Source organism: Pseudomonas rustica (assembly GCF_018336155.1).
In the GTDB taxonomy this organism is placed as follows: domain Bacteria; phylum Pseudomonadota; class Gammaproteobacteria; order Pseudomonadales; family Pseudomonadaceae; genus Aquipseudomonas; species Aquipseudomonas rustica.
The window spans coordinates 44,947-67,769 of record NZ_JAGYHF010000006.1 but is presented as its reverse complement, the minus strand read 5'-3'; the positions used below and the strand labels follow the sequence as shown (position 1 = coordinate 67,769).

The following is a 22,823-nucleotide window of genomic DNA, read 5'->3' as shown; positions in this document are numbered from 1 at the left end:
TACTCAAAATGTCACCGGGTTTGCCCGTGAATCTTTGAGAAAGCTCCTTGCAGCCTCGGTAACGATCAATTTGCTGCTTGCCATGGCGCGCCGGGCGCGGAATCGGTGGCGAGACAGCGGTAGCCGCCCTCGGCGTTGATCAAATGCTGTGCAGCAGTGAGCAAAGTCTGGCGATCGAGTTGGCTGATGGCAGCGCTCAGTTGCTCAAGATAATCCGACGAGTGGCCAGCGAGTTTCGCCTGCCACAGCAATTCGGCGGCGTCCTTGCCGGACAGGTTGGCGTCGTTGAATTGATCACTGAGGTTTTGCCGGTGCTGGCTGAGACTGGTGTCATCGTGGGATTCGATCAACGCAGGAAGGCCTTCGATGAATGCTTGAGCGTGGCCAAGTATTTCCAGCGCTGAGGCGGTGGGCGATTGCACGCCGAACACGATTGCAGTCTGGCCGTGTATCTGGCGCAAGGCGCTGAATACCGCGTAACCCAGTTTTAACTCAACGCGCAGGCGCTGGTAGAACGAGGTCTGTACAATCAGCGCGAGCAGTCGCCATGCCGCTTCGTCGGTAATGCTGCGACTGGCAGTCGGGCAGCACAACAGCGCGGCGTGTTCGCTGGATGCGCTGTCGATCTGGTGCCACAACTGTCGGCTGTCGAGCGCTGACGGAGCAGGCAATTGATTGTCCGGTGTACCGGGAATGCGGCTCAGAGCGAGGCCCATGGCTGATTGGGTTTGCTGATTGAGGCCCAAGGCGAGGCCGTCCCACCGAGAAGTTGTCCACAGGTGTTTTGCATCGTCAGCCGTTGGTACAGGCTCCAGACAAAACTCCGGTAAGGCATTTATCAGTTGGCGGATGGGCATCAACGGCGTTTCTGGCGCGCTGCGTGGGGAATTGGCATCAACCTCTGTCAGAGATTTCAGCGCGTGCTCGAGGACATTGGGCATCGGCTCCTGCAAACCGGTGAGCTTCAGCAGCCATTGATTGCCAGTGGCGCTGAAAGTCAGCTCGACGCCGGCCTCGCGCGCGTCCTGCTGAGTTTGCTGAAGACTGCGCTGCAAGCGCGAATGCAGATCAGCGCTGGCGGCGGCCTCAACCTGCCAGCGTAGATAAATCGCGCCCTCATCATTGTTGTCCGGCAACGCTTGGCTGAATTGCATCGGCGAACGCTCACGACGACCGCGCGAGCGATCCTGAGCAAACGTGCGCAAGCCACGGTGGGCGCTGGTCTGGCCGCGAATCAGTCCGGCATTGGCCAACGGTTCATTGGCGCGCAGGAAAGGATTGGCTGCGGGCAGATGCCAATGACCGCTGAAGTTATCCACAGTGCCGATTTCGCCGAGGATCTGTGTGAGGGCTTCAACGCCTTTATCGGACAGGCCGATTTCCAATTGTTCACTGTCGAGCCGCGCCCGTTGCAGCGCGCCGCTGACTTGCTGCTGACGTTCAAGCAGGGCCGCGTATTCTTTGCGCAGTGGCGACCAATCCTGCTGAGCGAAGAAACTCAGCCAATCCAGCATCTGCTCGCGAATGGCGTTTAACGATTCCGCTCGAGCGGTGAATTCCAGCTGCAACAACGCTTGCCCGTTGAAGTGATAAACCGGCGTGGCTTTCAAGCCATCTGCCAGTTTTTGCTCCTGCAAATGCGCGAGCAGCCCGCCGGGTTTGGCGCTGTTCAGCCAATGGCAGAGAAACACCAAAGCCTCGACGGATGACTCAGGCAAGGCATCAAACGCAAACAGCAAATTGCTGCGTTGTTGATAACTTTTCACCGTCAGCGGCACGATTGCCGCCTGCGCAACTTTATCCCCAACCGGTATAGCCGCCGCGAATTGCTCAGCGAGCGCTTTCAACTCTTCGAGGCTCTGCGGCCCGACCAAGCTCAGTGTCATCTGCCCCGTCTGATAAAACTGCTGATGGAAATCTTTGAGCGCTTGTTGAAACGCAGCCTGCTCGACTTGCAGGCTGTCGCGATTCCCCGCATGAAACCCGCGCAACGGATGCTCAGCCGGTAACCCTTCAAACAAGGAAAACTGCTGCTGCGCTGTAGGATCCTGCGACCAGGCGACAAATTCCGCCTGCAACACTTCCCGTTCCCGCAACTGATCGTCCAGATTCATACGCGGCGTGGCGAGCATGTCTGACAGACGCTCCAGCCCTGCGCTGAACGCTTGTGTCGGCAACTCAAAGAAAAAGTCAGTGGTGCGTTCGCGCGTGCTGGCATTGACCTGGCCACCGTGACCTTGCACGTAAGCCATCAGCCCTTCGCCCGTAGGAAAACGCTCGGTGCCGAGAAACAACAAATGCTCGAGAAAATGCGCCAGCCCCGGCCACTCCAGCGGCACGTCATGGCTACCGGCAGCCACGCGCAACGCGGCGGCGCTGCGCTTCAGGCCGGGCACATGACGCAGGGTCACACGCAAGCCGTTGGCCAGGGTTTCAGTGTGGGGGCGGGGGTGGGTCGGCGCAGGCATGGGCACTTCCAGAACAGTGAAGTGCCAATGCTAGCGGATTAGCGCCGGTTGAGCGCGCCGTAAAGCTCGGGGCGGCGGTCGCTGAGGTAGCGATTGGCGGCGCGGGAGTCGAGCATCAACTGCCGATCGAGTTCGCCGATGATCAGCGCTTCGTCGAGTCCGGCTTGGGCGATGCGGCTGCCATCCGGTGCAGCGAGGCTGCTTTGCCCGCAATAGTGGATCTCGCCTTCGCTGCCGCAATAGTTGGCGTAGGCCACGTAACACTGGTTTTCGAAGGCGCGCGAACGCACGGTGACATCCGCGACGAAATCGAACGGAATCATGTTCGCCGTCGGCACCACAATCAGCTCGGCGCCAGCGAGTGCCAGGCGGCGGGTGTTCTCCGGAAACTCCAGGTCGTAGCAGATCAGGAAACCGAGCTTCCAGCCGTTGAGTTCGACGATCGGAAAATCATCGTCGCCGGGGCTGAACATCGAGCGATCCAGATCACCGAACAGGTGCGTCTTGCGGTAATTGCACAGACGCTCGCCGTGCGAATCGATCAACTGCACGGCGTTGTAAATCTGCCCGTCGGCGGTGCGTTCCGGATAGCCATAAACAATCGCCAGACCTGCAGCCTTGGCGATCCGGCCGATCTGCTGCGCCCATTCACCGTTGTAGACCTCGGCCAAGGTACTCACCGCTTCGGCGCCAATGTTATAGCCGGTCATGAACATCTCCGGCAGCACCAGCAGGTCGGCGCCCTTGGCCTCCATCGCCACTTGATGCAGGCGTTGCAGGTTGGCGGCGGGTTCCAGTGGCAGCGGTGGACATTGGTAAAGGGCTACACGCATCAGGGATTCCTCTTACTCGGGCAGGGCGATAGGGCCGATGTCTTTGAACACATCACCGGGGCCCGGGTTCGCTTTATGTGTCGACCCGCCAAAATGTTTCATGATCCCCCACACCGCGTTGAGCGAGGTTTGCACCGCGCCTTCAACCCAGGCCGGCGTCCAGGAAACGTCGTCGCCAGCAATGAAAATCCCGCGTTGCTCGGCCGGCATTTCGTCCTGCATGAAGTGCGCGTACATGCGCTGGTTATAGCGATAGTGGCCGGGCAGGGCGCCTTTGAAGGCGCCGAGGAAGTACGGGTCGGCTTCCCACGACACGGTGATCGGATCGCCAATGATTCGCGCGGCGATATCGACTTTTGGGTAGATCTTTTTCAGTGCGTTCAACGCCAGTTCTACGCGTTTTTCCACCGGGTGCGGGAGCATCTTCAGTGCGTCGCTCATCCACGAGTACGACAGGCAAATCACGCCCGGTTTGTCGTCGCCGTTGTCGAACAGATAAGTGCCACGGGTCAGGCGATCGGTGAGGGTCATGCTCATCAAGTCGCGGCCGGTTTCCGGATCCTTGTCCTTCCAGAATGGCCGGTCGACCATCACAAAAGTCTTCGACGACTGCATGTAGCGGGTGCGGTCGAGGGCCATCCACATCTTTTGCGAGAACAGGGTTTCGTCGCATTCGATCTGCGTGGTCAGCAGCCAGCTCTGGCACGTGGTCAGCACGGCGGCGTATTCGCGGGTATCGCCGTTGTTGTCGGTGACCGCGAAACGGCCATCCGGCGCATGAGCGATTTTCTTCACGCCGGAACGCGGCGCGCCACGGTGCAGGGATTTCAGGCTAGTGCCTTCAGGCCAATGCACGCAGCGCTCCGGCACATGGCGCCAGATGCCTTGCGGCACTTGCTCGACGCCGCCGACCACCAAGTGTTGGTGATCGTCGCAGTTGGTCATCACCACGCGGAAGATTTCCAGCATCGAATTCGGGAAGTCCGAGTCCCAGCCGCCGGTACCGAAACCGACCTGACCGAACACTTCGCGGTGATGGAACGACAGTTTGGCGAAGGCTTCCGAGGTGGCGACGAAGTCATAGAACGTGCGGTCGTCCCACAGCGGCACCAAGGTATTCCACAGCTCTTTCAGGCGTGGCACATCGCGGTCGCGAATGGCTTGCTGGATATCGGCGAACTGCGAGCCGGCCTCCAGTGCATCCGCCCAGGCGTCAGCCACTTCCTGAAACAGTGCAGGAAGATCCGCCAGTTTCTGTGCGTAATGGGTTTTGCCTTCGAGATCGATCACGGTGCTGCCGGAGGCCGGCGTCAACGGGTTCGGGAAAGGTTTGGTTTCGAGGCCGAGCTTGTCGACGTAGTGATAGAACGCGGTGGACGACACCGGAAAACGCATGCCCCCGAGTTCAGCGACGATGCCGTCAGTGCCGTTGAAGGCTTGCGAGCGTAAACGACCGCCAAGCTTCGACGCTTCGTAAACCACAGGCTTCAGGCCGAGTTTCATCAACTCGTAAGCCGCCACCAGACCAGCGATGCCCGCGCCGACAATCGCCACTTCTGCGCCGTGATTGTGCTCGGGAATAGTGCCGAGACCGGCCGGGTGTTCGATCCAGTCGTCAAACGCGAACGGAAAGTCCGGGCCGAAAATGGTGACTGGTTTCTTACCGTCTGCAGGATGGCGATTGTTCTTGTTCATGGCTGACCTTGCTGGCGACCCGACGCGGGATGCGCGTCTGAGTATAGGAAAAGATGCCAGCCATTCTAGGGAGCGTGGAACACGTTAATAAGACGCAAAGTGTCGTCGTTTTGCCAATAACCTGATCAATCTGACGATAATCCGCTACACACTGTCCCTTGTAGGAGCAATGCTTGCCCGCGAATAGATCCTATCCATCAACCGAAAAATCATGACCAACACTCAAACCGGCTGCCCCCGATCAACCTTGCTACTCAAAATAATCGAAGTCGTCGTCTTCTCGACCCCATCCACGCCGCCAATCTGATCGAGCAACTGATCGAGCTGCTCCGGCGAATCAGTGCGCAACCACGCCACATAATCAAACTCGCCACTCACCGCACACAGCTGCTGCACCTGTGCCATCGCACTCAACCGACGCACCACCTCTTTGCCGGAACGCGGTTGCACTTTGATCCCGACGTAAGCCTGCAAGCCGCCATCGACCACCCGCTGACCCAGGCGCACGCCGTAACCGGTGATCACTTTGGCCTTTTCCAGCCGCGCCAGTCGCGAAGTCACGGTGGTGCGCGCAATGCCCAACTGCCGGGCAAGCATGGCAACGCTTTCGCGGGCGTTGATTTGCAGGGCGGCGATTAGTTGACGGTCGATTTCATCGAGGACGGGCGGGCGGGTGTCGGGCAAGGGGGCGGTTCCATGGTGTGGGGGGCGGTGAGTTGCGCATGGTACATGCTCAATCAGATTGGGCACACGGGCAACACTAGCGCCGGCACTGGTTTTGGCGGTTGCCCTGGTGTGGTTCAAGCGCTATCATCGGCGCGTCAGCACAGACCGGAACTTTGCAAGCAGAGGGTGTTGATTTCGGTGGCGCAAGCTACTCCTAGCCAGTGAGCGGGATAAGCGGGAAACCGTGAAAGGAAAGGCCGATATTGAGATTTACAGAAAGCCCCGATGCGCGAGCATCGGGGCTTTTTTGCTTTCTCTCAAACGGATTTCCCCGCATTACGCATTTCCAGTATGTAGCGGACGTTATGTGGTTTTCCTTTCGGCAACTTCGCTCGTCCCCATTCAGCGACCTCGTAGGCGGAAATGACTCGAAGCTTGAGTAGGTTCGTTGTGTTCTGCGGTTTGCTGATCGAAAAAAAGACCGCGTAGTCATGTAAATCAAGGCAGTAATAGCGCTGACTGTTTTCTACGTAGAAAGGCACGGCGAGGCCTTTGAAAAAACGCTTGTGAAGGTAATCCGCGATCTGGCTGCTGCAATGGTGACGATCTGCACAGAAATATCGGGTTTCTCCTCTGTGTCGGAGGGGTTGACCATGACCTTTGTCGTCAGTGAAACAATGGAATCCAAACTCGAATTTGACGCTTAGCTGCTGCTCAGCCACTTCATAGCTCAGTTCGAAAGGCTGTAAATGCGCCATGCAGTATTTGCGTCCGCCAACTATCAGATCTTTCCATTCCATGGTGATTGTCGCCGGACGCACGCAGAGGGAGAAACGTTGATGCACTCCCGATTGAAATTTGAACGCCCCGAAAATTGGAGTCGCATGAACGGCTGCGCAGGCGTTTAACCGTGCCCGTAGTTTCTATCCACAGAAGGCTGATGACTTAGAACCTTCACCACATCATCAATCACCGCTTTACTCATTGCAGCCAAGTAATGCGCAGCCCAGGCATGGCGATCGGTCGCTTTGTCGTAAGCAGCCTCCTCGGCGAAGGCTTTGACTAGAAACAGCATGTCGGAGGCTTGTGTCAGAGCATCGCCGATTGGTACGCCGGCGCTGACATGGAAGAGGGGTTGGTTGGCGCAGTAGATGAAAGGGGTGAGGCCGATGGTTTTTAAACCTGAGGTCGAGTCTGTTTCAGTCATGGTGAGGCTCCTAATTTTCAAGGGACACCACACTCGTTTCCATGCGAATGGGTGACAGCTGTGCGCAGGTTGGAAACCGGAAAATTAGGAAACCGGCACGTCCGAAGACGTCCCGCGCACAGCCGTCATAACTTTTGATCGCAGCTCTGAATCTTTGCGGTCATGAGGCCGAGCACTGTTGCCATTAATTTAACCGGGTTTCCAAGCCCGACCGCTGATAAGCAGCGACGTCTCGAGAGTATCCCGTCAAACCAACGCCCAACAGGCGCAACACCGCTCAAAACCACAGCTTCGGAACTTGCCTACAGCCTTCGGGGAGGTCTTCCGAACATTGCGCTCGCCAATACTGTCCCCCAACCACTCGCCCAAGAAAAAGCCGCGCATTTAGCGCGGCTTTCAATTTGGTGGGCCCACACGGACTTGAACCGTGGACCAAAGGATTATGAGTCCTCTGCTCTAACCAACTGAGCTATAGGCCCTCAGTAGGCCGCGGATTATAGCGACGGTTTCTCGGCTGTGCTATCCGAAAAATCCGATACGGTCACACGCAGAAACGTTGCGGCGAATTCTTCCGGCGGCAGCGGCAGGCTGACGATGTAGCCCTGGATCTGTTCGCAGCCCTCGGCGGCGAGGAATTGTTGCTGTGCCTGGGTTTCCACGCCCTCGGCGATGACGGTGAATTGCATGCTGCGGCCCAGTGCGATGATGGCGCGCACAATCGCCGCGTCGTGGGGGTCGTCGGGCAGTCCGCGGACAAAGGACTGGTCGATTTTGAGGATGTCCAGTGGCAGGCGTTTGAGGTAGCTGAGCGAGGAATAGCCGGTGCCGAAGTCGTCGATCGCCAGTTGCACGCCGAGGTGTTTAAGTTGGTGCAGCACGGCCAGCGCCTCTTCGGCCTGACTCATGATGAAATTCTCGGTAATTTCCAGTTGCAGTAAATCCGGCATCAGGCCATTTTCGTTGAGCAGTTGTTCGATGCGCCCGAGCAGGTTCGGCTGGCGCAGTTGTGCGCCGGCGAGGTTCACCGACAACGGGCCGAGGCTGTCGTAGACCTGATTCCACTCGAACATCTGCCGGCACGCGGTCTCCAGCACCCAGTCGCCGATCTGCAGAATCATGCCGTTCTCTTCGGCCAACGGAATGAAGTGCTCCGGCGGCACATCGCCAAAGGTCGGGTGGCGCCAGCGAATCAACGCTTCGGCACCGACCAGACGATGGTCGTCGAGGCTGATTTTCGGCTGGTAGTAGAGGTGCAATTCATTGCGCTCGATGGCCCGGCGCAGTTCGTGTTCCAGCGCGATACGCTCGCTGGCCTGCGCGGTGAGGTCGCGGGTGTAGCTTTCGACGCGGTTGCGGCCCTTGGCTTTGGAGCGGTACATCGCCGCGTCGGCGTTTTTTACCAGCGTGGCGACGTCGCAGCCGTCGCGCGGATAGAGGCTGGTGCCGATGCTGGCGCTGATGAAAAACTCGTGTTCGCCAGCCTGAAACGGCGCGCCGAAGCAGTTGAGCAGTTTGGTGGCGATGTTGTCCGCGTCGCTGGCCTGTTGCAGGCCGGGCAGCAGGATGATGAATTCATCACCGCCCAACCGTGCCACGGTGTCGATGTCGCGCAGTTGCTCTTTGAGGCGCACGGCGATGCCCTTGAGCAGCAGGTCGCCGACCGGGTGGCCGAGGCTGTCGTTGATGTGTTTGAAACGGTCAAGATCGAGGAACAGCACGGCGCCCTGACCACCGTTTTCCTGTTGTGTGGTCAGCGCCGAGAGCAGACGACTTTCGAACAGCGTGCGGTTTGGCAGGCCGGTGAGCGGGTCGTGGTGCGCCTGATAATCGAGTTTCGCCTGCGCGTGTTTGAGACTGGAGATGTCGGCAAACACAGCGACAAAGTGCGTGATGAATTTGTCGCGGTTGCGCACGGCGCTGATGGTCAGCCAGCTCGGGTACAGCTCACCGTTTTTACGTCGGTTGGAAATCTCGCCTTGCCAATGACCTTCGTCGGTCAACTGGTGCCACATCGCCGCATAAAACGCGCTGTCGTGCAGGCCGGAGGCGAGCAGGCGTGGGGTGTGGCCGAGGGCTTCGCTTTCGCTGTAACCGGTGATTTCCGTGAAGGCGCGGTTGACTGCGCTGATGTGCTGCTGGGTATCGGTGATCAATACGCCTTCGGCGGTGCTCTCGAACACGGTCGCAGCCTGTTGCAGTTTTTCCTGCATCAGATGACGTTCAGTAATGTCGCGGGCGATGGTCAGCATGCAATCTTCGTCACCGATCGGCAGTGGTCGGCTGGACACTTCGCACAGACGAATCTGACCATCGCTACGGCGGATATGGCAGGTGAAATCACGCACAAAGCCGTCGCGGTGCAGCAGGTCGAGCATTTGTTTGCGCTCGTTGAGATTGACCCAGATCCCCAGATCCAGCGCCGAGCGATCCACCGACATCGCGCTGTTGAACCCGGTGATGCGGCTGAACCCTTCGTTGACCTCCAGTAGCAGGCCATCACTCTGCCGCGACAGCAGCAAACCGTCCGGCGAGGCGTGAAAAGCCTTGGCGAATTTCTCTTCGGAAGTTTGCAGTTGCTGCTGGGTTTCTTTGAGCTGGGTAATGTCGCGCACCACGACCACCAGCGCCGGCGTGGTGTCGAGGTCGAACGGCTCGGCGGAAATCAGGCCGGTGAACACTTGGCCGTTATTGCGGCGGAAGGGCATTTCCAGATTGCGGATGCTGCCGGCCTGCAAGCGCTGGAGCAAACCCGGGCCGACGCCGGGAATGCCCCAGATATTCAGGTCGGTGGCGGTCTGGCCGATGACTTCTTCGGCCTTGAGTCCAATCTGTTCCTCGAAGGCTTCGTTGACCTCCAGCAAACAGCCGTCGGACAGCCGTGCAATCACCAGAATGTCCGGGCATTGCTGGAAGACCGAGGCGAATTTTTGCTCCGACAAACGCAGCGCTTCTTCGGTGCGCTTGGTTTCGCTGATGTCGATCATCAAACCGCGCATCACCGGCTCATGGCCGTGTTCGATCAGGCTGACGATGTCGCGCACCCACAGGCAGCGGCCGTCGGCGGTGATCACCCGGTAATCGAGGCTGTGATCGCGCCCGGCCAGTACTTCGTGATCACAAAAACTCTGTGCGCGAGTGAGGTCGGCCGGATGAATGATGTTGCGCCAGAACCCCGGAATCAGCCAATGCGACAGTGGATAACCGAGCAAGTCTTCGGCGTGCGGTGACACATAGCTGTAGGTGAAGTCGCTCATCCGCGCTTCCCAAGCAATCGCCGACAAACTTTCGACCAGCCCACGGTAGTGATATTCGCTGCTGCGCAGTTCCTGTTCGAGGTCGATGCGCCGGGCGATTTCCGAGCTGAGGCGGCGGTTAATGCGGATCACCACGGCCAGCACGATCATCAGCAATAACAGGCCGGGCAAGCCGTAAACCAGCAGGTCTGACCAGAATGTCCGGTGATCGAGGACGTTGCCGACCCAGTGTTCCTGAATGGCGCTGATTTCGGCGGGGCTCATGTCGGCGAGGACTTTGTCGAGAATCCCCACCAGCACTTTGTTTTCGCGCGGCACGCCCATCGCCAGTTGATAGCGATACGGGGTTTCGCCGCTGACGTAGAGGCCATCGAGTTTAAGTTGGCGCAGGCTCCAGACGCTGGAGGCGAGATCGCCGACCACGGCGTCGACTTCGTCGGTCGCCAATGCCTGCAACGCCGAGCTGACGTTGGGCATGGCCACCAGATTCAGATCCGGGTGGTGGGTGCGCAGAAGTTCGTGCGGCGCATAGTTTTCCACCACGGCGATTTTCAGGCCATACAGATCATCAAGTTTGCGCGGTTGCGCGCCGCCGACGTGGGCGAGGATGACAATCGGGAAGTCGAGGTAGGGCCGGGTGAATGACAGATAGTTCTGCCGTTCCGGAGTGGACATGATCCCCGGCAGCAGATCGATCTTGCCGGTTTTGACCTGCTCCAGCACTTCCGTCCAGCTGATGGGCTCAATCGGCGTGAGTTTGATCGCCAGACGCTGGCGAATCACGTCGATGTAATCAGCCGCCAAGCCCTGATAGCGGCTCTGGTCGTCACGAAACTCAAACGGTGGCCACGATGCATCAACACCCAGGCGCAAGTCCGGGTGAGCCGCCAGCCAGCTACGTTCTTCATCGGTCAGAGTCAGCGCGTTAGCCGTTGCGGTCCAAATCATCAGTGACAGCAAGAAAAGCACGGGCGCCAGTCTGGGCATAACGCTCTCGTTATGGCTCGGGGGTGATTGTTTCGAGTGTAGACGCGGACTGCAGCGGGGAGGGTGGTGCGAGGAATTTAATCTGCCTAAAAACAAAACCCCCGGCCTGGGCCGGGGGTTCTGGTATCACTCGTCGAGGAAGGAGCGCAGATGCTCGCTTCGCGTCGGGTGGCGCAGCTTGCGCAGCGCCTTGGCTTCGATCTGACGGATCCGCTCACGCGTTACGTCAAACTGTTTGCCCACTTCTTCGAGTGTGTGGTCGGTGTTCATGTCGATACCGAAACGCATGCGCAGTACTTTGGCTTCACGGGCAGTGAGGCCGGACAGCACTTCGCGAGTCGCTTCTTTCAGGCTCTCAACAGTGGCGACATCGATTGGCGACTGCATGGTCGAGTCTTCGATGAAGTCACCCAGATGGGAGTCTTCGTCATCACCGATCGGCGTTTCCATGGAGATCGGCTCTTTAGCGATCTTCAATACCTTACGGATTTTATCCTCAGGCATTTCCATGCGTTCGCCCAGCTCTTCCGGGGTCGGTTCGCGACCCATTTCCTGCAACATCTGCCGGGAAATACGGTTGAGCTTGTTGATCGTCTCGATCATGTGCACCGGAATACGGATGGTGCGGGCCTGGTCGGCGATCGAGCGAGTGATCGCCTGACGGATCCACCAGGTGGCATAAGTCGAGAACTTGTAACCACGACGGTATTCGAACTTGTCTACCGCTTTCATCAAGCCGATGTTGCCTTCCTGGATCAGATCGAGGAATTGCAGACCACGGTTGGTGTACTTCTTGGCGATCGAGATCACCAGACGCAAGTTCGCTTCAACCATCTCTTTCTTCGCGCGGCGGGCCTTAGCCTCACCGATCGACATGCGACGGTTGATGTCCTTGATTTCAGCGATGGTCAGACCGGTTTCGGTTTCCAGCGCGATCAGTTTCTGCTGGCAACGAATGATGTCCGGCTGTACGCGACCAATGGCTTCGGCGTACTTGCTCTTGCCTTTGGCCAGGGCTTCGGACCAGCTTTCGTCGACTTCGTTACCCGGGAACTGACGCAGGAAATCAGCGCGTGGCATACGTGCATCACGTACACACAGTTGCATGATCGCGCGCTCTTGCTGACGCAGACGATCGAGGGCACCGCGAACACGTTCAACCAAACCTTCGAATTGCTTCGGTACCAGTTTGATCGGCATGAACAGCTCGGCCAGCGCCAGCAATTCGGCAATCGTTGCCTTGTTGCTGCGACCGTGCTTTTTCAGGGCCTTGCGGGTGATTTCCATCTGGTCGGCGACCGCGCCAAAACGCTGGGCGGCGATAACCGGATCCGGACCGCTTTCGGCTTCTTCTTCGTCATCGGAAGATTCGGCTTCTTCGTCGTCGGTTTCGTCGTCGGCTTTCGCGACTTTCGCTTCGACAGGCGGCGGTACCTCGGCAGGCGGCGCAATGCCGTCGTCCGGGTCGATATAACCGCTCAGGACGTCGGACAGGCGGCCACCTTCGGTGGTCACACGAGTGTACTCGGAGAGAATATGGTCAACCGTGCCAGGGAAGTGCGCGATTGCGCTCATCACTTCACGGATGCCTTCTTCGATTCGTTTGGCGATTTCAATTTCGCCTTCACGAGTCAGAAGCTCGACCGTACCCATTTCACGCATGTACATGCGCACCGGGTCAGTGGTGCGACCGATATCGGTCTCCACCGCTGCCAACGCGGCGGCTGCTTCTTCCGCAGCGGCCTCGTCGGTATCGGCGTCGGCCAACATAAGGGCGTCCGCATCCGGAGCACTCTCGTGTACGGGGATCCCCATGTCGTTAATCATGCGGATGATGTCTTCCACCTGCTCTGGATCTGAAATATCCTCGGGCAGGTGGTCGTTGACCTCGGCGTAAGTCAGATACTTCTGCTCACGACCCAGTTTGATCAACTCAATAATACGAGACTGCTGTTGCGCTTTTCCGGACATAACACCCTATCCACTGAAGGTCTTGGCGGGCAAAAAACAAGCCGAGGATTATACCTGAGCTATGACCTCACGCGCCAGTTGAGGTCGGGTTTGATGCGGAAACATTGCGACTTAGAAGGTCGCGCAGTTGATTTTTCTCTTCAATACTCAGTTCGCTTTGACGGGCTTTCCTGAGTAACTGTTCAAGATTTCGCTCGCGTTGGCGGGCTGACAAGCTAGTAATGGTGTCGAAAAACTGTTGTTCAAGGTTATCTCCGTCAATCAACCACTCCTTTTCTGCCAATGCCTTGAGCAATCGACCCTGTTCAGTGCCGTGCCATCGCGCGATCAACTGAAATGAGTTTAGCTTGGGATTCTTCTGTACGGCTTCGAGCAGCGCCACAAGCAGCTGGGCGTTGGTCTGATTCTCGTCCGCAATGTGCCCGGCATCTTCGACGCGCTCGGCCAGTTGCGGGTGATGGAGCAGTGTGCGCAGGGCGGTCAGGGTTGGCGATTCGACGCCAATCGGCGTGCGCGGGCGTTGCTGGTCGCGATCGCCGCCACGCTTGCCGTTTTTATCCCAGGGCTTCTTGTCCCACTTCTTGCCGCCAGCGCCAGGTTTCTTCGGCGTCCACTCCTGCTGCGGCACATACATGTCCTGTGCCTGCGGCTGATGGTAGTCGCTGTAGTCCGGCATTGCGTCGTAATTGATGCCCGGGTCGTAAGCGGGCGGCGCTTCCTGCGGCGCATTTTGCGCCAGCTGACTGACGGTTTCGCTGCTCAGACCGGTGATTTCGGTCAGGCGCTGACGCATCAGGATGCGCAGGTTGGCGCCCGGCACTTTGTCGATCAACGGTGCGGCGAGGGTGGCCATGTGCGCCTTGCCCTCGAGCGAGCGCGGGTCGGACTCTTCGGTCAGTTGCTGGAAGAAATAATCCGCCAGCGGCTGAGCGTGCTGATTGATGCGCGCCTTGAAGGCATCGGTGCCTTCAGCGCGAACCAGCGTATCCGGGTCTTCGCCTTCGGGCAGGAACAGAAAGCGTGCGCGACGCCCGTCCTGCAGGCTCGACAGCGTTGCTTCGAGTGCGCGCCACGCGGCGTTGCGGCCAGCCTGGTCGCCGTCGAAACAGAACAACACGTTCGGTACGACGCGAAACAGGCGCTTCAAATGTTCTTCGCTGGTCGCGGTGCCCAGCGTCGCGACGGCATTCTTCAAGCCTTGTTGGGCGAGCGCGATGACGTCCATATAACCTTCGACGACGATGATTTCGTCGAGGTTGCGGTTGTTCTTGCGTGCTTCATAAAGGCCGTAGAGTTCCTGACCTTTATGGAAAACCGGGGTTTCCGGGGAGTTCAGGTACTTCGGTTTGTCGTCGCCGAGTACGCGGCCACCGAAGGCGATGATGCGGCCACGCGTGTCGCGGATCGGGAACATCACGCGATCGCGGAAGCGGTCATAGCGTTTGCCGGTTTCGGCGTTCTCGATCAGCAGCCCGGCGTCGATCATGGCTTTTTGCTGAAGGGTGTCGCTGCTCAAATGTTTGAACAGGTTATCCCAGCCTGGCGGCGCGAAGCCGAGGCCGAAATCCCGGGCGATCTCGCCGGTCAGGCCGCGACCCTTGAGGTAATCCACGGCAGCTTTGCGCGCGGGGTGGCTCTTGAGGGCCTGCTTGTAAAAATCGGCAGCGGCGGTGAGCAACGGGTAGAGCGGCGAATCAGTCGGTTGCCGTGGCTTGCGCTCGCGGCCGCTTTCTTCGCGGGGGATTTCCATGCCGGCGGCTTTCGCCAGATCTTCGATGGCCTGGGGAAAATCCAGGTTGTCGTGATCCATGAGAAAGCCGAGGGCATTACCGCCGGCGCCGCAGCCGAAGCAGTAATAGAACTGCTTGTCGGGGCTGACGCTGAACGACGGAGTTTTCTCTTTGTGAAACGGGCAACAGGCGGTGTAGTTCTTGCCGGCCTTCTTCAATTGCACGCGCGAACTGACCACATCGACGATGTCGGTGCGGTTCAGCAGGTCGTCAATGAAGCTCTGGGGAATTAGCCCGGCCATGGCATTCTCGTCGTCTGCGCTGCAATAAGTCCGCTGCGTAAGGCTGCCGGACGCGGGTCGTTGTTTGAAGCACGCAAAAAGTGCGGCTCGACCGGTGTCGTCTGCGTAATCGCTGTCGGGAAGTGTATCTGCCGAAAATCCACTGACGTTAGTACCTATCAGTCTTCGACTATTTGAAAGTGTTGCGCTGAATCCGCTGACGGCCGGTTGAGGGCCTCGGATAGCTCAATAAAGCGGGCACGCATGCAGGTGCCTTGGGCTGATCGTCGTGAGAGGAATCAGTGGGTGTGCTCGTCAGTAGCCTTGAAAGGCTCGTCAGAAAAGACGTGCACCGCTGGCAAAAGAGCCAGGTCTGACGTGTGAAGCAGATTCGTCTTAGTCGCGTGTGCGGCTTCGACGTTGAAGCATCAAGCGTTTTACGCAAATGCCATTAGCCCGGCTCAGAGCCGGGCTTAGGCAAGAAGCTTGCTACGAACGTCTGTGTATTAGTACAGACGAACGGCGCGGCGCTGTTCGCGCTGAACTTTCTTGGCGTGACGCTTAACAGCGGCTGCTGCTTTGCGCTTACGCTCAGAAGTTGGCTTCTCGTAAAATTCGCGGCTACGAACTTCAGCCAGTACACCGGCTTTTTCGCAGGAGCGCTTGAAACGACGCAGAGCTACGTCGAAGGGTTCGTTCTCTTTAACTTTGACGGCTGGCATCCAGAGCTACCTTCATTCATTACCGGGGTCAACATCCTCGCGGCAAAAGAGCACTTGAAGACGTCGGTTTTTAAGGGTTGCGGATGTTAACCCCTCATCGCTCGGAATGCAAAGCCTCTGATCGAAAACCGCTGGTCGGGGCATCACGTGGCGACTATTATGCGCGCCTTCGAAGTCAGCCTAAACAAGGCGCAAACCCATGCTAGTACTGGGATTAGAAACCTCCTGCGACGAAACCGGCGTCGCATTATATGACAGTGAGCGCGGTCTGCTGGCCGACGCGCTGTTCAGCCAGATCGACCTGCACCGCGCCTATGGCGGTGTGGTGCCGGAGCTCGCCTCGCGTGACCACGTCAAACGCATGCTGCCCTTGATTCGTCAGGTGTTGGCCGAAGCGGACTGTGTACCCACCGAGATCGACGCGATCGCCTATACCGCGGGCCCTGGCCTGGTGGGCGCGTTGCTGGTCGGCGCTTCCTGCGCTCAGGCGCTGGCGTTTGCCTGGGGCATTCCGGCGCTCGGCGTGCACCACATGGAAGGGCATTTGCTCGCACCGATGCTGGAGCCGAAACCGCCGGAATTCCCGTTCGTCGCTTTGTTGGTCTCGGGCGGTCATACGCAGCTGGTTCAGGTCGATGGCATCGGTCAATACACCTTGCTCGGCGAGACACTCGACGACGCTGCCGGCGAAGCATTCGACAAAACCGCGAAAATGATGGGCCTGAATTATCCGGGCGGGCCGGAAATCGCCAAATTGGCGGAGAAAGGCGTTGCAGGACGTTTTACCTTTCCGCGTCCGATGTGCGATCGCCCGGGCCTGCAATTCAGCTTCAGCGGTCTGAAAACCTCCGCGCTCAACGCCTGGCAGCAGTGCGTCAGCGCCGGGGACGACAACGAGCAAGCCCGTTGCGACATCGCGCTGGCGTTCCAGCAGGCCGTGGTGGAGACTTTGACCATCAAGTGCAAGCGCGCCCTGAAACAGGCGGGCATGAAGCGTCTGGTGATCGCTGGCGGCGTCAGCGCCAACAAGGCTCTGCGCGTTTCGCTGGAGAAAATGCTCGGCGACATGAAGGGCGATGTGTTTTATGCGCGTCCGGAGTTCTGCACCGACAACGGCGCGATGATCGCGTTTGCCGGTTGCCAGCGCTTGCAGGCAGGTCAGCAGGAAAGTCTGGCGATCAGCGTGCAGGCGCGGTGGCCGATGGAGCAGTTGTCGCCGCTGTGATGAGCGGCGCTCATGGGCGGTATTTAAAAATGCCGTTCGCGCCCGGCAAACAGGTCGCGTAGATTGCCGCGGTGGCGCCAGACGATCAGCAGTGTCAGCGCGCTCATCGGCAGCAGCGCCTCCGGTTCTTGCCAGGCCAGCAGTGGCAGGGTCAGCGGCGTGGCGATCAGTGCCGCCAGCGAGCTGGTGCGGGTCAGGTAGAACGTCACCAGCCAGGCGCACACGGCCAGCAGCGCGGCGGGCGGATACAGGCCCAGCAGCATGCCGGCGGCGGTGGCGACACCTTTGCCACCACGGAAGCGGAAATACAGCGGGAACAGGTGACCGATCACGGCACACACGCCGATCCACGCCTGCTCCTGCAGCGAAAGGCCGACAGCCGAGGCAATCAGCACCGGCACCAGGCCTTTGCACAGATCACCCAGCAGGGTCAGGATCGCCAGTTTGCGACCGACCAGGCGGAGCATGTTGGTGGCGCCGGCATTACCCGAGCCACTCATTCGCGGATCCGGATTTCCGGTCAGGCGGCTGAGCAAAATGGCGAAGGACAGCGAGCCGAGCAGGTAGGCGAGAGTCGCCAGTAACCAAAACATGCTAACTATTCCGGGCGAGGACGCCCTGATTCTAACGGCGCATTGCGCCCTTGTCGTGCAGCGGAGAGAAGTGCTTGGACAGAGTGTTTATCGAGGGCCTGGAAGTCGATACCGTGATCGGTGCCTACGACTGGGAGCGCGGCATCCGCCAGTGCCTGCGTCTTGATCTGAGCTTCGCCTGGGACAATCGCCCGGCCGCCGCCGGTGACGACCTGACCCTGGCGCTCGATTACGCCAGCGTTTCCACACGGATTCAGGCTTTCGCCGAGCAAGCGCAGTTTCAACTGGTCGAGACGTTCGCCGAGCGTCTGGTCGAAGTGCTGATGAGTGAATTCAACATCACTTGGGTTCGGCTGAAGCTGACCAAGCCTGGCGCGGTGCCAGCGGCCAAGGGCGGCGTGGGTGTGGAGATCGAGCGCGGATGTCGCTGACTCAGGTCTACCTCGGGCTCGGTAGCAATATCGAGCGCGAAACCCATTTGCGTGCAGGTCTCGACGCGTTGGCGACGTTTCTGGTGGATATCCGCTGTTCGGCGGTGTTCGAGAGCCAGCCAGTCGGGATCAAAAGCGGGCCGTTCTTCAATTTTGTGGTGTCGGCGTTTACCGATCTGCCGCTAATTGAACTGGATCGTCGCTTGAAGTTTATTGAGGCGGATAACGGTCGATATGCCCCGGATCGCAAGGGTTTGCCGCTGGATATCGACGTGTTGCTGTACGGCGATCTGGCGGGCAATTTCGACGGTCTGGTGTTGCCGCGTGCGGAAATTCTGAAAAATGCTTTTGTGTTGTGGCCGTTGTCGCTGATTGCGCCGGATCGCGTGCATCCGGGTGTGGGAAAAAGCTTCGCGATGTTGTGGGCAGAGGCGCAGATTGATCAGGTGTTGGCGCCGGTCGGATTTGAGTGGCGCGGGCAGCAGCTCACGCCTTCGGATTTGCGTTGATCTGACTGGCGCCTTCGCGAGCAAGCCCGCTCCCACATTTTGGAATGCATTTCCCTGTGGGAGCGGGCTTGCTCGCGAAGCTTTTCAGGCTGACGCCGCCTCTTTGTAGGCCTTCAACGCTTTCAGTCGCTCACGCTTCAGCGCCTCACCCAACTCCGGCCCCTTGAATCCCTTCTCCAGCAACGGCTGCACCGCAACCTCCCGTGCAACCTTCGCCGCACCGCGCAAATAATCCGCTTGTGGATAACTTCTCTGCTCCAGCCCCTTGCGGCCCCGGGCATCCATTTCGCACGCAGCGATAAATTCTTCAAACCGCTGCGGCCGGCGATACACGTCAAAACTCTGCAACAACTCCAGCAACGTCGAAGCCTTCAGCTCCAGCGCCCGGTGCCCATGGGTGTGGTATTTGCCAACCAGCAAGGCCAATTCCTGGCAATCCTTCGGCGCTTTAAATCGTTCGTTGACCGCTTTGATCAGCTTCAGCCCGGTGTGCTCATGGGCGATGTGCCGTGGCCATTCCTCTTCCGGCGTCAAGCCTTTGCCAAGATCGTGCAGCAGGCAGGCCCAGCGTACGGTCAGCGGTTGTTTGTGCAGCGCTGATTGCTCCAGCACGCTGAGCGTGTGCAGGCCGGTGTCGATTTCCGGGTGATGCGCCTCCGGTTGCGGCACGCCGAACAGCGCATCCACTTCCGGCATCAAGACTTTCAGCGCGCCGCAATCGCGAAGCACCTGAATGAATACTTGTGGCTGATCTTCCATCAGCGCGCGGGAGATTTCTTTCCAACTGCGCTCAGCGGTCAGTGCCTCCAGTTCACCGGACTCACTGAGTTGACGCATCAACTCAAGCGTCTCCGGCGCAACGCTAAAACCGAGCCCGGCATAACGCGCCGCGAAGCGAGCTACACGCAGGACACGCAGGGGATCTTCGGCGAACGCCGGGGATACGTGACGCAGGATTCGCGCTTCAAGATCGCGCTGACCGTGGTATGGATCGGTCAGATTATGCTGATCGTCTTCAGCGATGGCGTTGATGGTCAGGTCGCGACGAATCAGGTCTTCTTCAAGCGTCACTTCGGGACTGGCGTGAAAGGTGAAGCCGCCATAGCCGCGACCGCTTTTACGTTCAGTGCGGGCGAGGGCGTACTCCTCGCCGCTTTTCGGATGAAGAAATACCGGAAAATCTGCGCCGACCGGTCGATAGCCCTTGGCGAGCATTTCTTCCGTGGTAGCACCGACCACGACCCAATCGATATCGGTAACCGGTTTGCCCAGCAAGCGATCACGAACCGCGCCGCCAACCTTGAAAATCTGCATAAAAAACCTCCGTTAGCCCGACAGGATAACCCTTGCGCCGGACTTTCGGAGGCCAGAACCGTTTCAAAGATGAATGACGGCGAGGTCGAGCCGACCGTAATCGCCTTCGCTGTGTTCACTGCGCGGCGGCACGTGATGGGTTTTCATGATCTGGTCGCCCTGCAGCGTTTCCAGATGAATATCGAAGCCCCACAAACGGTGCAGGTGTTTGAGTACTTCTTCAGTGGAATCGCCGAGCGGTTTGCGGTCGTGCTGCTGGTGTCGCAGGGTCAGTGAGCGGTCGCCACGTCGATCGATGCTGTAAATCTGCACGTTCGGTTCACGGTTGCCGAGGTTGTATTGCGCGGCCAGAGTTTCGCGGATGATTCGGTAACCGGGCTCGTCATGGATCGCTGGCACCAGCAAATCGTCCTTCTGATCGTCATCCATGATGCTGAACAGTTTCAGATCGCGGATCACCTTCGGTGACAAATATTGCAGGATGAAGCTCTCGTCCTTGAAGCTGCTCATGGCGAATTTGATGGTCGACAGCCAGTCGCTCCCGGCGATGTCCGGGAACCAGTGACGATCTTCCTCGGTAGGTTCTTCACACATGCGCCGGATGTCGCGGTACATGGCGAAACCCAATGCGTACGGGTTGATGCCGCTGTAGTAAGGGCTATCGAAACCTGGCTGGAACACCACGCTGGTATGCGAGGTGAGGAACTCCATCATGAAACCGTCGGTGACCAGGCCCTCGTCGTACAGGTCGTTCATCAGAGTGTAGTGCCAGAACGTTGCCCAGCCTTCGTTCATCACCTGAGTTTGGCGCTGTGGATAAAAGTACTGGGCGATCTTGCGCACGATACGCACGATCTCGCGCTGCCAAGGTTCGAGCAATGGCGCGTGTTTCTCGATGAAGTAGAGGATGTTTTCCTGCGGCTCGGCCGGGAAGCGTGCGTTGTCCTTGTCGCTGTATTTGTCCGCGCCTTTGGGAATGGTGCGCCACAGATCGTTGATCTGCTTCTGCATGTGTTCTTCGCGATCCTTTTGCCGCCGGCGTTCTTCTTCGGCGGAAATAGGGTAGGGGCGTTTGTAGCGGTCGACGCCGTAATTCATCAGCGCGTGGCAGGAGTCGAGCAAGTCCTCCACCGCGTCGATGCCGTGGCGCTCCTCGCACTGCATGATGTACTGCTTGGCGAACACCAGATAATCGATGATCGAACTGGCGTCGGTCCAGGTGCGGAACAGGTAATTGCCCTTGAAGAAACTGTTGTGGCCATAGCACGCGTGCGCCACCACCAGTGCCTGCATGCAGATGGTGTTTTCTTCCATCAGATAGGCGATGCACGGATCCGAGTTGATCACGATCTCGTACGCCAGGCCCATCTGCCCGCGGCTGTAGGATTTTTCGGTGCTGAGGAAGTGTTTGCCGTAAGACCAGTGGTGATAACCCAGCGGCATGCCCACCGAGGCATAGGCGTCCATCATCTGCTCGGCGGTGATCACTTCGATCTGGTTGGGGTAGGTGTCCAGCGCATAGCCGGCCGCGATACGGGCGATTTCGCGGTCGTAGGTCTGGATCAGCTCGAACGTCCATTCAGAGCCGGTGGAAATGGGTTGGCGCTTCTGCTCTTTGGCGGTCATGTCACTAACCTGCGCTGGAAGAGTTCACGGAAGACCGGATAGATATCCCCGGCCGAGACCAGTTGCTGCTGGGCAAAAGTGTCAGAAAAGGCGTCGGCGATGCGTTCGTATTCGTACCACAAGGCCTGATGTTCGCGCGGTGTGATCTCTACATAAGTGTAGTACTGCACAAACGGCATGATCTGATTGATCAGGATGTCGCGGCAGATCGGCGAGTCATCGTTCCAGTTGTCGCCGTCGGAAGCCTGCGCCGCGTAGATGTTCCATTCGTTGCTCGGATAACGCTCGGCCATGATCTCTTGCATCAGTTTCAATGCACTGGAAACGATGGTGCCGCCGGTTTCCCGTGAATAGAAAAACTCTTCTTCGTCGACTTCGCGCGCACTGGTGTGGTGACGGATGAACACCACGTCGATCTTGTCGTAGTTCCGCTTGAGGAACAGGTACAACAGGATGAAAAAGCGTTTGGCGATATCCTTGGTCGCCTGGGTCATGGAGCCGGACACGTCCATCAGGCAGAACATCACGGCTTTCGAGCTGGGATTTGGTTGCTTGATCAGCAGGTTGTATTTCAGGTCGAAGGTGTCGAGGAACGGTACGCGATGAATGCGCGCGCTGAGTTTCTCGATTTCTGCTTCGAGCTCCTGAATATCGCCAAAGTTATCTGGCTCTTCGCGTTTCAGCCGCTCGAGTTCTGCTTTGGCTTCGCGCAGTTTCGCCCGGCTACTGCCAGACAAAGCAATGCGCCGTGCGTGGGCCGAACGCAGGGTGCGGATGATGTTGATCCGGGACGGGTTGCCTTCGTTACTGATGCCGGCGCGCACGGTTTTGAAAGTGTCGGTGCCGCTCAGGTTGCGTTTGACCAGGTTCGGCAGTTCGAGATCTTCGAACATGAATTCGAGAAACTCTTCCTGAGTGATCTGGAAGACGAACTCGTCCATGCCTTCGCCGGAATTACCGGCCTTGCCGGGGCCGCGCCCGCCGCCACCACCCGGTGGCCTAGCGATGTGTTCGCCGGCGGTGAACTCCTTGTTACCGGGATGAACCACGGTCTGCTTGCCGCCGCGCCCGTGGTGAAGCACCGGTTCGTCGATGTCGCGACCGGGAATACTGATCTGTTCGCCATGCTCCATATCGGTGATGGAGCGCCGGCTGACCGCCTCTTCGACAGCCTTTTTGATGTGGTCACGGTAACGCCGCAGGAAACGCTGGCGGTTTACCGTGCTCTTGTTCTTGCCATTCAAACGTCGGTCGATCACATAACTCATAGGAAGCCCTCCGGGCAGCTTCAAGTTGTGAGCTTCAAGCTGC

General features: G+C 58.6%; 17 protein-coding genes and 1 tRNA gene. 3 read left to right on the top strand and 15 right to left on the bottom strand.

The window, feature by feature from the left end:
• Positions 1-65 precede the first annotated feature (65 nt).
• From pqqF to rpsU, 11 genes are all read right to left on the bottom strand, one after another.
• Complete coding sequence (pqqF, locus tag KFS80_RS12800) at positions 66-2,468, bottom strand: pyrroloquinoline quinone biosynthesis protein PqqF (RefSeq protein ID WP_212544996.1); 2,403 nt, start codon at positions 2,466-2,468, stop codon at positions 66-68.
• Between the two features lie 38 nt (positions 2,469-2,506).
• Entirely contained in the window at positions 2,507-3,301 is a 795-nt protein-coding gene (locus KFS80_RS12795) for a carbon-nitrogen hydrolase family protein (protein WP_008085176.1), read from the bottom strand.
• Between the two features lie 12 nt (positions 3,302-3,313).
• Entirely contained in the window at positions 3,314-4,996 is a 1,683-nt protein-coding gene (locus tag KFS80_RS12790) for a flavin monoamine oxidase family protein (RefSeq protein ID WP_008085177.1), read from the bottom strand.
• Positions 4,997-5,218: 222 nt separating this feature from the next.
• The gene (locus KFS80_RS12785; protein WP_150749676.1) at positions 5,219-5,680 is read right to left on the bottom strand and encodes an Lrp/AsnC family transcriptional regulator; all 462 of its coding nucleotides are present in this window, start codon (positions 5,678-5,680) and stop codon (positions 5,219-5,221) included.
• A 299-nt stretch (positions 5,681-5,979) separates the two neighbouring features.
• Entirely contained in the window at positions 5,980-6,420 is a 441-nt protein-coding gene (locus tag KFS80_RS12780) for a hypothetical protein (RefSeq protein ID WP_212545141.1), read from the bottom strand.
• A 146-nt stretch (positions 6,421-6,566) separates the two neighbouring features.
• Positions 6,567-6,869 (bottom strand): DUF3077 domain-containing protein, encoded by a 303-nt coding sequence (locus KFS80_RS12775; protein WP_212544995.1) that lies wholly within the window; start codon positions 6,867-6,869, stop codon positions 6,567-6,569.
• Positions 6,870-7,271: 402 nt separating this feature from the next.
• A tRNA-Ile gene (locus KFS80_RS12770) sits at positions 7,272-7,348 on the bottom strand.
• A 15-nt stretch (positions 7,349-7,363) separates the two neighbouring features.
• The gene (locus tag KFS80_RS12765) at positions 7,364-11,110 is read right to left on the bottom strand and encodes a bifunctional diguanylate cyclase/phosphodiesterase (RefSeq protein WP_053124422.1); all 3,747 of its coding nucleotides are present in this window, start codon (positions 11,108-11,110) and stop codon (positions 7,364-7,366) included.
• A gap of 126 nt (positions 11,111-11,236) precedes the next feature.
• Positions 11,237-13,081 carry an RNA polymerase sigma factor RpoD gene (rpoD, locus tag KFS80_RS12760; protein ID WP_159814858.1) on the bottom strand — a complete coding sequence of 615 codons (1,845 nt, stop codon included), beginning with the start codon at positions 13,079-13,081 and terminating at the stop codon, positions 11,237-11,239.
• A 67-nt stretch (positions 13,082-13,148) separates the two neighbouring features.
• Complete coding sequence (gene dnaG / locus KFS80_RS12755) at positions 13,149-15,113, bottom strand: DNA primase (RefSeq protein WP_053124418.1); 1,965 nt, start codon at positions 15,111-15,113, stop codon at positions 13,149-13,151.
• 485 nt (positions 15,114-15,598) lie between these two features.
• The gene (gene rpsU, locus KFS80_RS12750) at positions 15,599-15,814 is read right to left on the bottom strand and encodes a 30S ribosomal protein S21 (RefSeq protein ID WP_002551877.1); all 216 of its coding nucleotides are present in this window, start codon (positions 15,812-15,814) and stop codon (positions 15,599-15,601) included.
• A 199-nt stretch (positions 15,815-16,013) separates the two neighbouring features.
• Here rpsU and tsaD point away from each other — a divergent pair, with 199 nt between their 5' ends.
• A complete protein-coding gene (gene tsaD, locus KFS80_RS12745; protein WP_053124416.1) occupies positions 16,014-17,039 on the top strand; it encodes a tRNA (adenosine(37)-N6)-threonylcarbamoyltransferase complex transferase subunit TsaD in 1,026 nt (341 codons plus the stop codon).
• Positions 17,040-17,062: 23 nt separating this feature from the next.
• Here tsaD and plsY read toward each other — a convergent pair whose 3' ends face one another.
• Positions 17,063-17,632, bottom strand: a complete 570-nt coding sequence (plsY, locus tag KFS80_RS12740; RefSeq protein ID WP_212544994.1) for a glycerol-3-phosphate 1-O-acyltransferase PlsY — start codon at positions 17,630-17,632, stop codon at positions 17,063-17,065.
• A gap of 74 nt (positions 17,633-17,706) precedes the next feature.
• On the opposite strand from plsY, the gene folB reads away from it, so the two are divergent.
• A complete protein-coding gene (gene folB / locus KFS80_RS12735) occupies positions 17,707-18,063 on the top strand; it encodes a dihydroneopterin aldolase (RefSeq protein WP_158953239.1) in 357 nt (118 codons plus the stop codon).
• Positions 18,054-18,572, top strand: a complete 519-nt coding sequence (gene folK / locus KFS80_RS12730) for a 2-amino-4-hydroxy-6-hydroxymethyldihydropteridine diphosphokinase (protein ID WP_212544993.1) — start codon at positions 18,054-18,056, stop codon at positions 18,570-18,572. Before folB ends, folK begins: the two co-directional genes overlap by 10 nt.
• Before the next feature lie 84 nt (positions 18,573-18,656).
• Here the strand turns inward: folK and KFS80_RS12725 are convergent, their stop codons facing one another.
• From KFS80_RS12725 to KFS80_RS12715, 3 genes are all read right to left on the bottom strand, one after another.
• Positions 18,657-19,886: a multifunctional CCA addition/repair protein gene (locus KFS80_RS12725; protein ID WP_212544992.1), complete on the bottom strand. Its 1,230-nt coding sequence runs from the start codon at positions 19,884-19,886 to the stop codon at positions 18,657-18,659.
• 63 nt (positions 19,887-19,949) lie between these two features.
• Positions 19,950-21,512 carry a SpoVR family protein gene (locus KFS80_RS12720; RefSeq protein ID WP_053124404.1) on the bottom strand — a complete coding sequence of 521 codons (1,563 nt, stop codon included), beginning with the start codon at positions 21,510-21,512 and terminating at the stop codon, positions 19,950-19,952.
• Positions 21,509-22,780: a YeaH/YhbH family protein gene (locus KFS80_RS12715; RefSeq protein ID WP_053124403.1), complete on the bottom strand. Its 1,272-nt coding sequence runs from the start codon at positions 22,778-22,780 to the stop codon at positions 21,509-21,511. Before KFS80_RS12715 ends, KFS80_RS12720 begins: the two co-directional genes overlap by 4 nt.
• Positions 22,781-22,823 lie beyond the last annotated feature (43 nt).

What these genes read in the sequence shown, in the direction of transcription:
- KFS80_RS12725 (WP_212544992.1), bottom strand. Translation starts at nt 19,886, where the DNA reads ATGCAGATTTTCAAGGTTGGCGGCGCGGTTCGTGATCGCTTGCTGGGC.
- KFS80_RS12775 (WP_212544995.1), bottom strand. Translation starts at nt 6,869, where the DNA reads ATGACTGAAACAGACTCGACCTCAGGTTTAAAAACCATCGGCCTCACC.
- pqqF (WP_212544996.1), bottom strand. Translation starts at nt 2,468, where the DNA reads ATGCCTGCGCCGACCCACCCCCGCCCCCACACTGAAACCCTGGCCAAC.
- KFS80_RS12790 (WP_008085177.1), bottom strand. Translation starts at nt 4,996, where the DNA reads ATGAACAAGAACAATCGCCATCCTGCAGACGGTAAGAAACCAGTCACC.
- plsY (WP_212544994.1), bottom strand. Translation starts at nt 17,632, where the DNA reads ATGTTTTGGTTACTGGCGACTCTCGCCTACCTGCTCGGCTCGCTGTCC.
- rpoD (WP_159814858.1), bottom strand. Translation starts at nt 13,081, where the DNA reads ATGTCCGGAAAAGCGCAACAGCAGTCTCGTATTATTGAGTTGATCAAA.
- KFS80_RS12765 (WP_053124422.1), bottom strand. Translation starts at nt 11,110, where the DNA reads ATGCCCAGACTGGCGCCCGTGCTTTTCTTGCTGTCACTGATGATTTGG.
- KFS80_RS12715 (WP_053124403.1), bottom strand. Translation starts at nt 22,780, where the DNA reads ATGAGTTATGTGATCGACCGACGTTTGAATGGCAAGAACAAGAGCACG.
- rpsU (WP_002551877.1), bottom strand. Translation starts at nt 15,814, where the DNA reads ATGCCAGCCGTCAAAGTTAAAGAGAACGAACCCTTCGACGTAGCTCTG.
- KFS80_RS12720 (WP_053124404.1), bottom strand. Translation starts at nt 21,512, where the DNA reads ATGACCGCCAAAGAGCAGAAGCGCCAACCCATTTCCACCGGCTCTGAA.
- tsaD (WP_053124416.1), top strand. Translation starts at nt 16,014, where the DNA reads ATGCTAGTACTGGGATTAGAAACCTCCTGCGACGAAACCGGCGTCGCA.
- folK (WP_212544993.1), top strand. Translation starts at nt 18,054, where the DNA reads ATGTCGCTGACTCAGGTCTACCTCGGGCTCGGTAGCAATATCGAGCGC.
- dnaG (WP_053124418.1), bottom strand. Translation starts at nt 15,113, where the DNA reads ATGGCCGGGCTAATTCCCCAGAGCTTCATTGACGACCTGCTGAACCGC.
- KFS80_RS12780 (WP_212545141.1), bottom strand. Translation starts at nt 6,420, where the DNA reads ATGGCGCATTTACAGCCTTTCGAACTGAGCTATGAAGTGGCTGAGCAG.
- KFS80_RS12795 (WP_008085176.1), bottom strand. Translation starts at nt 3,301, where the DNA reads ATGCGTGTAGCCCTTTACCAATGTCCACCGCTGCCACTGGAACCCGCC.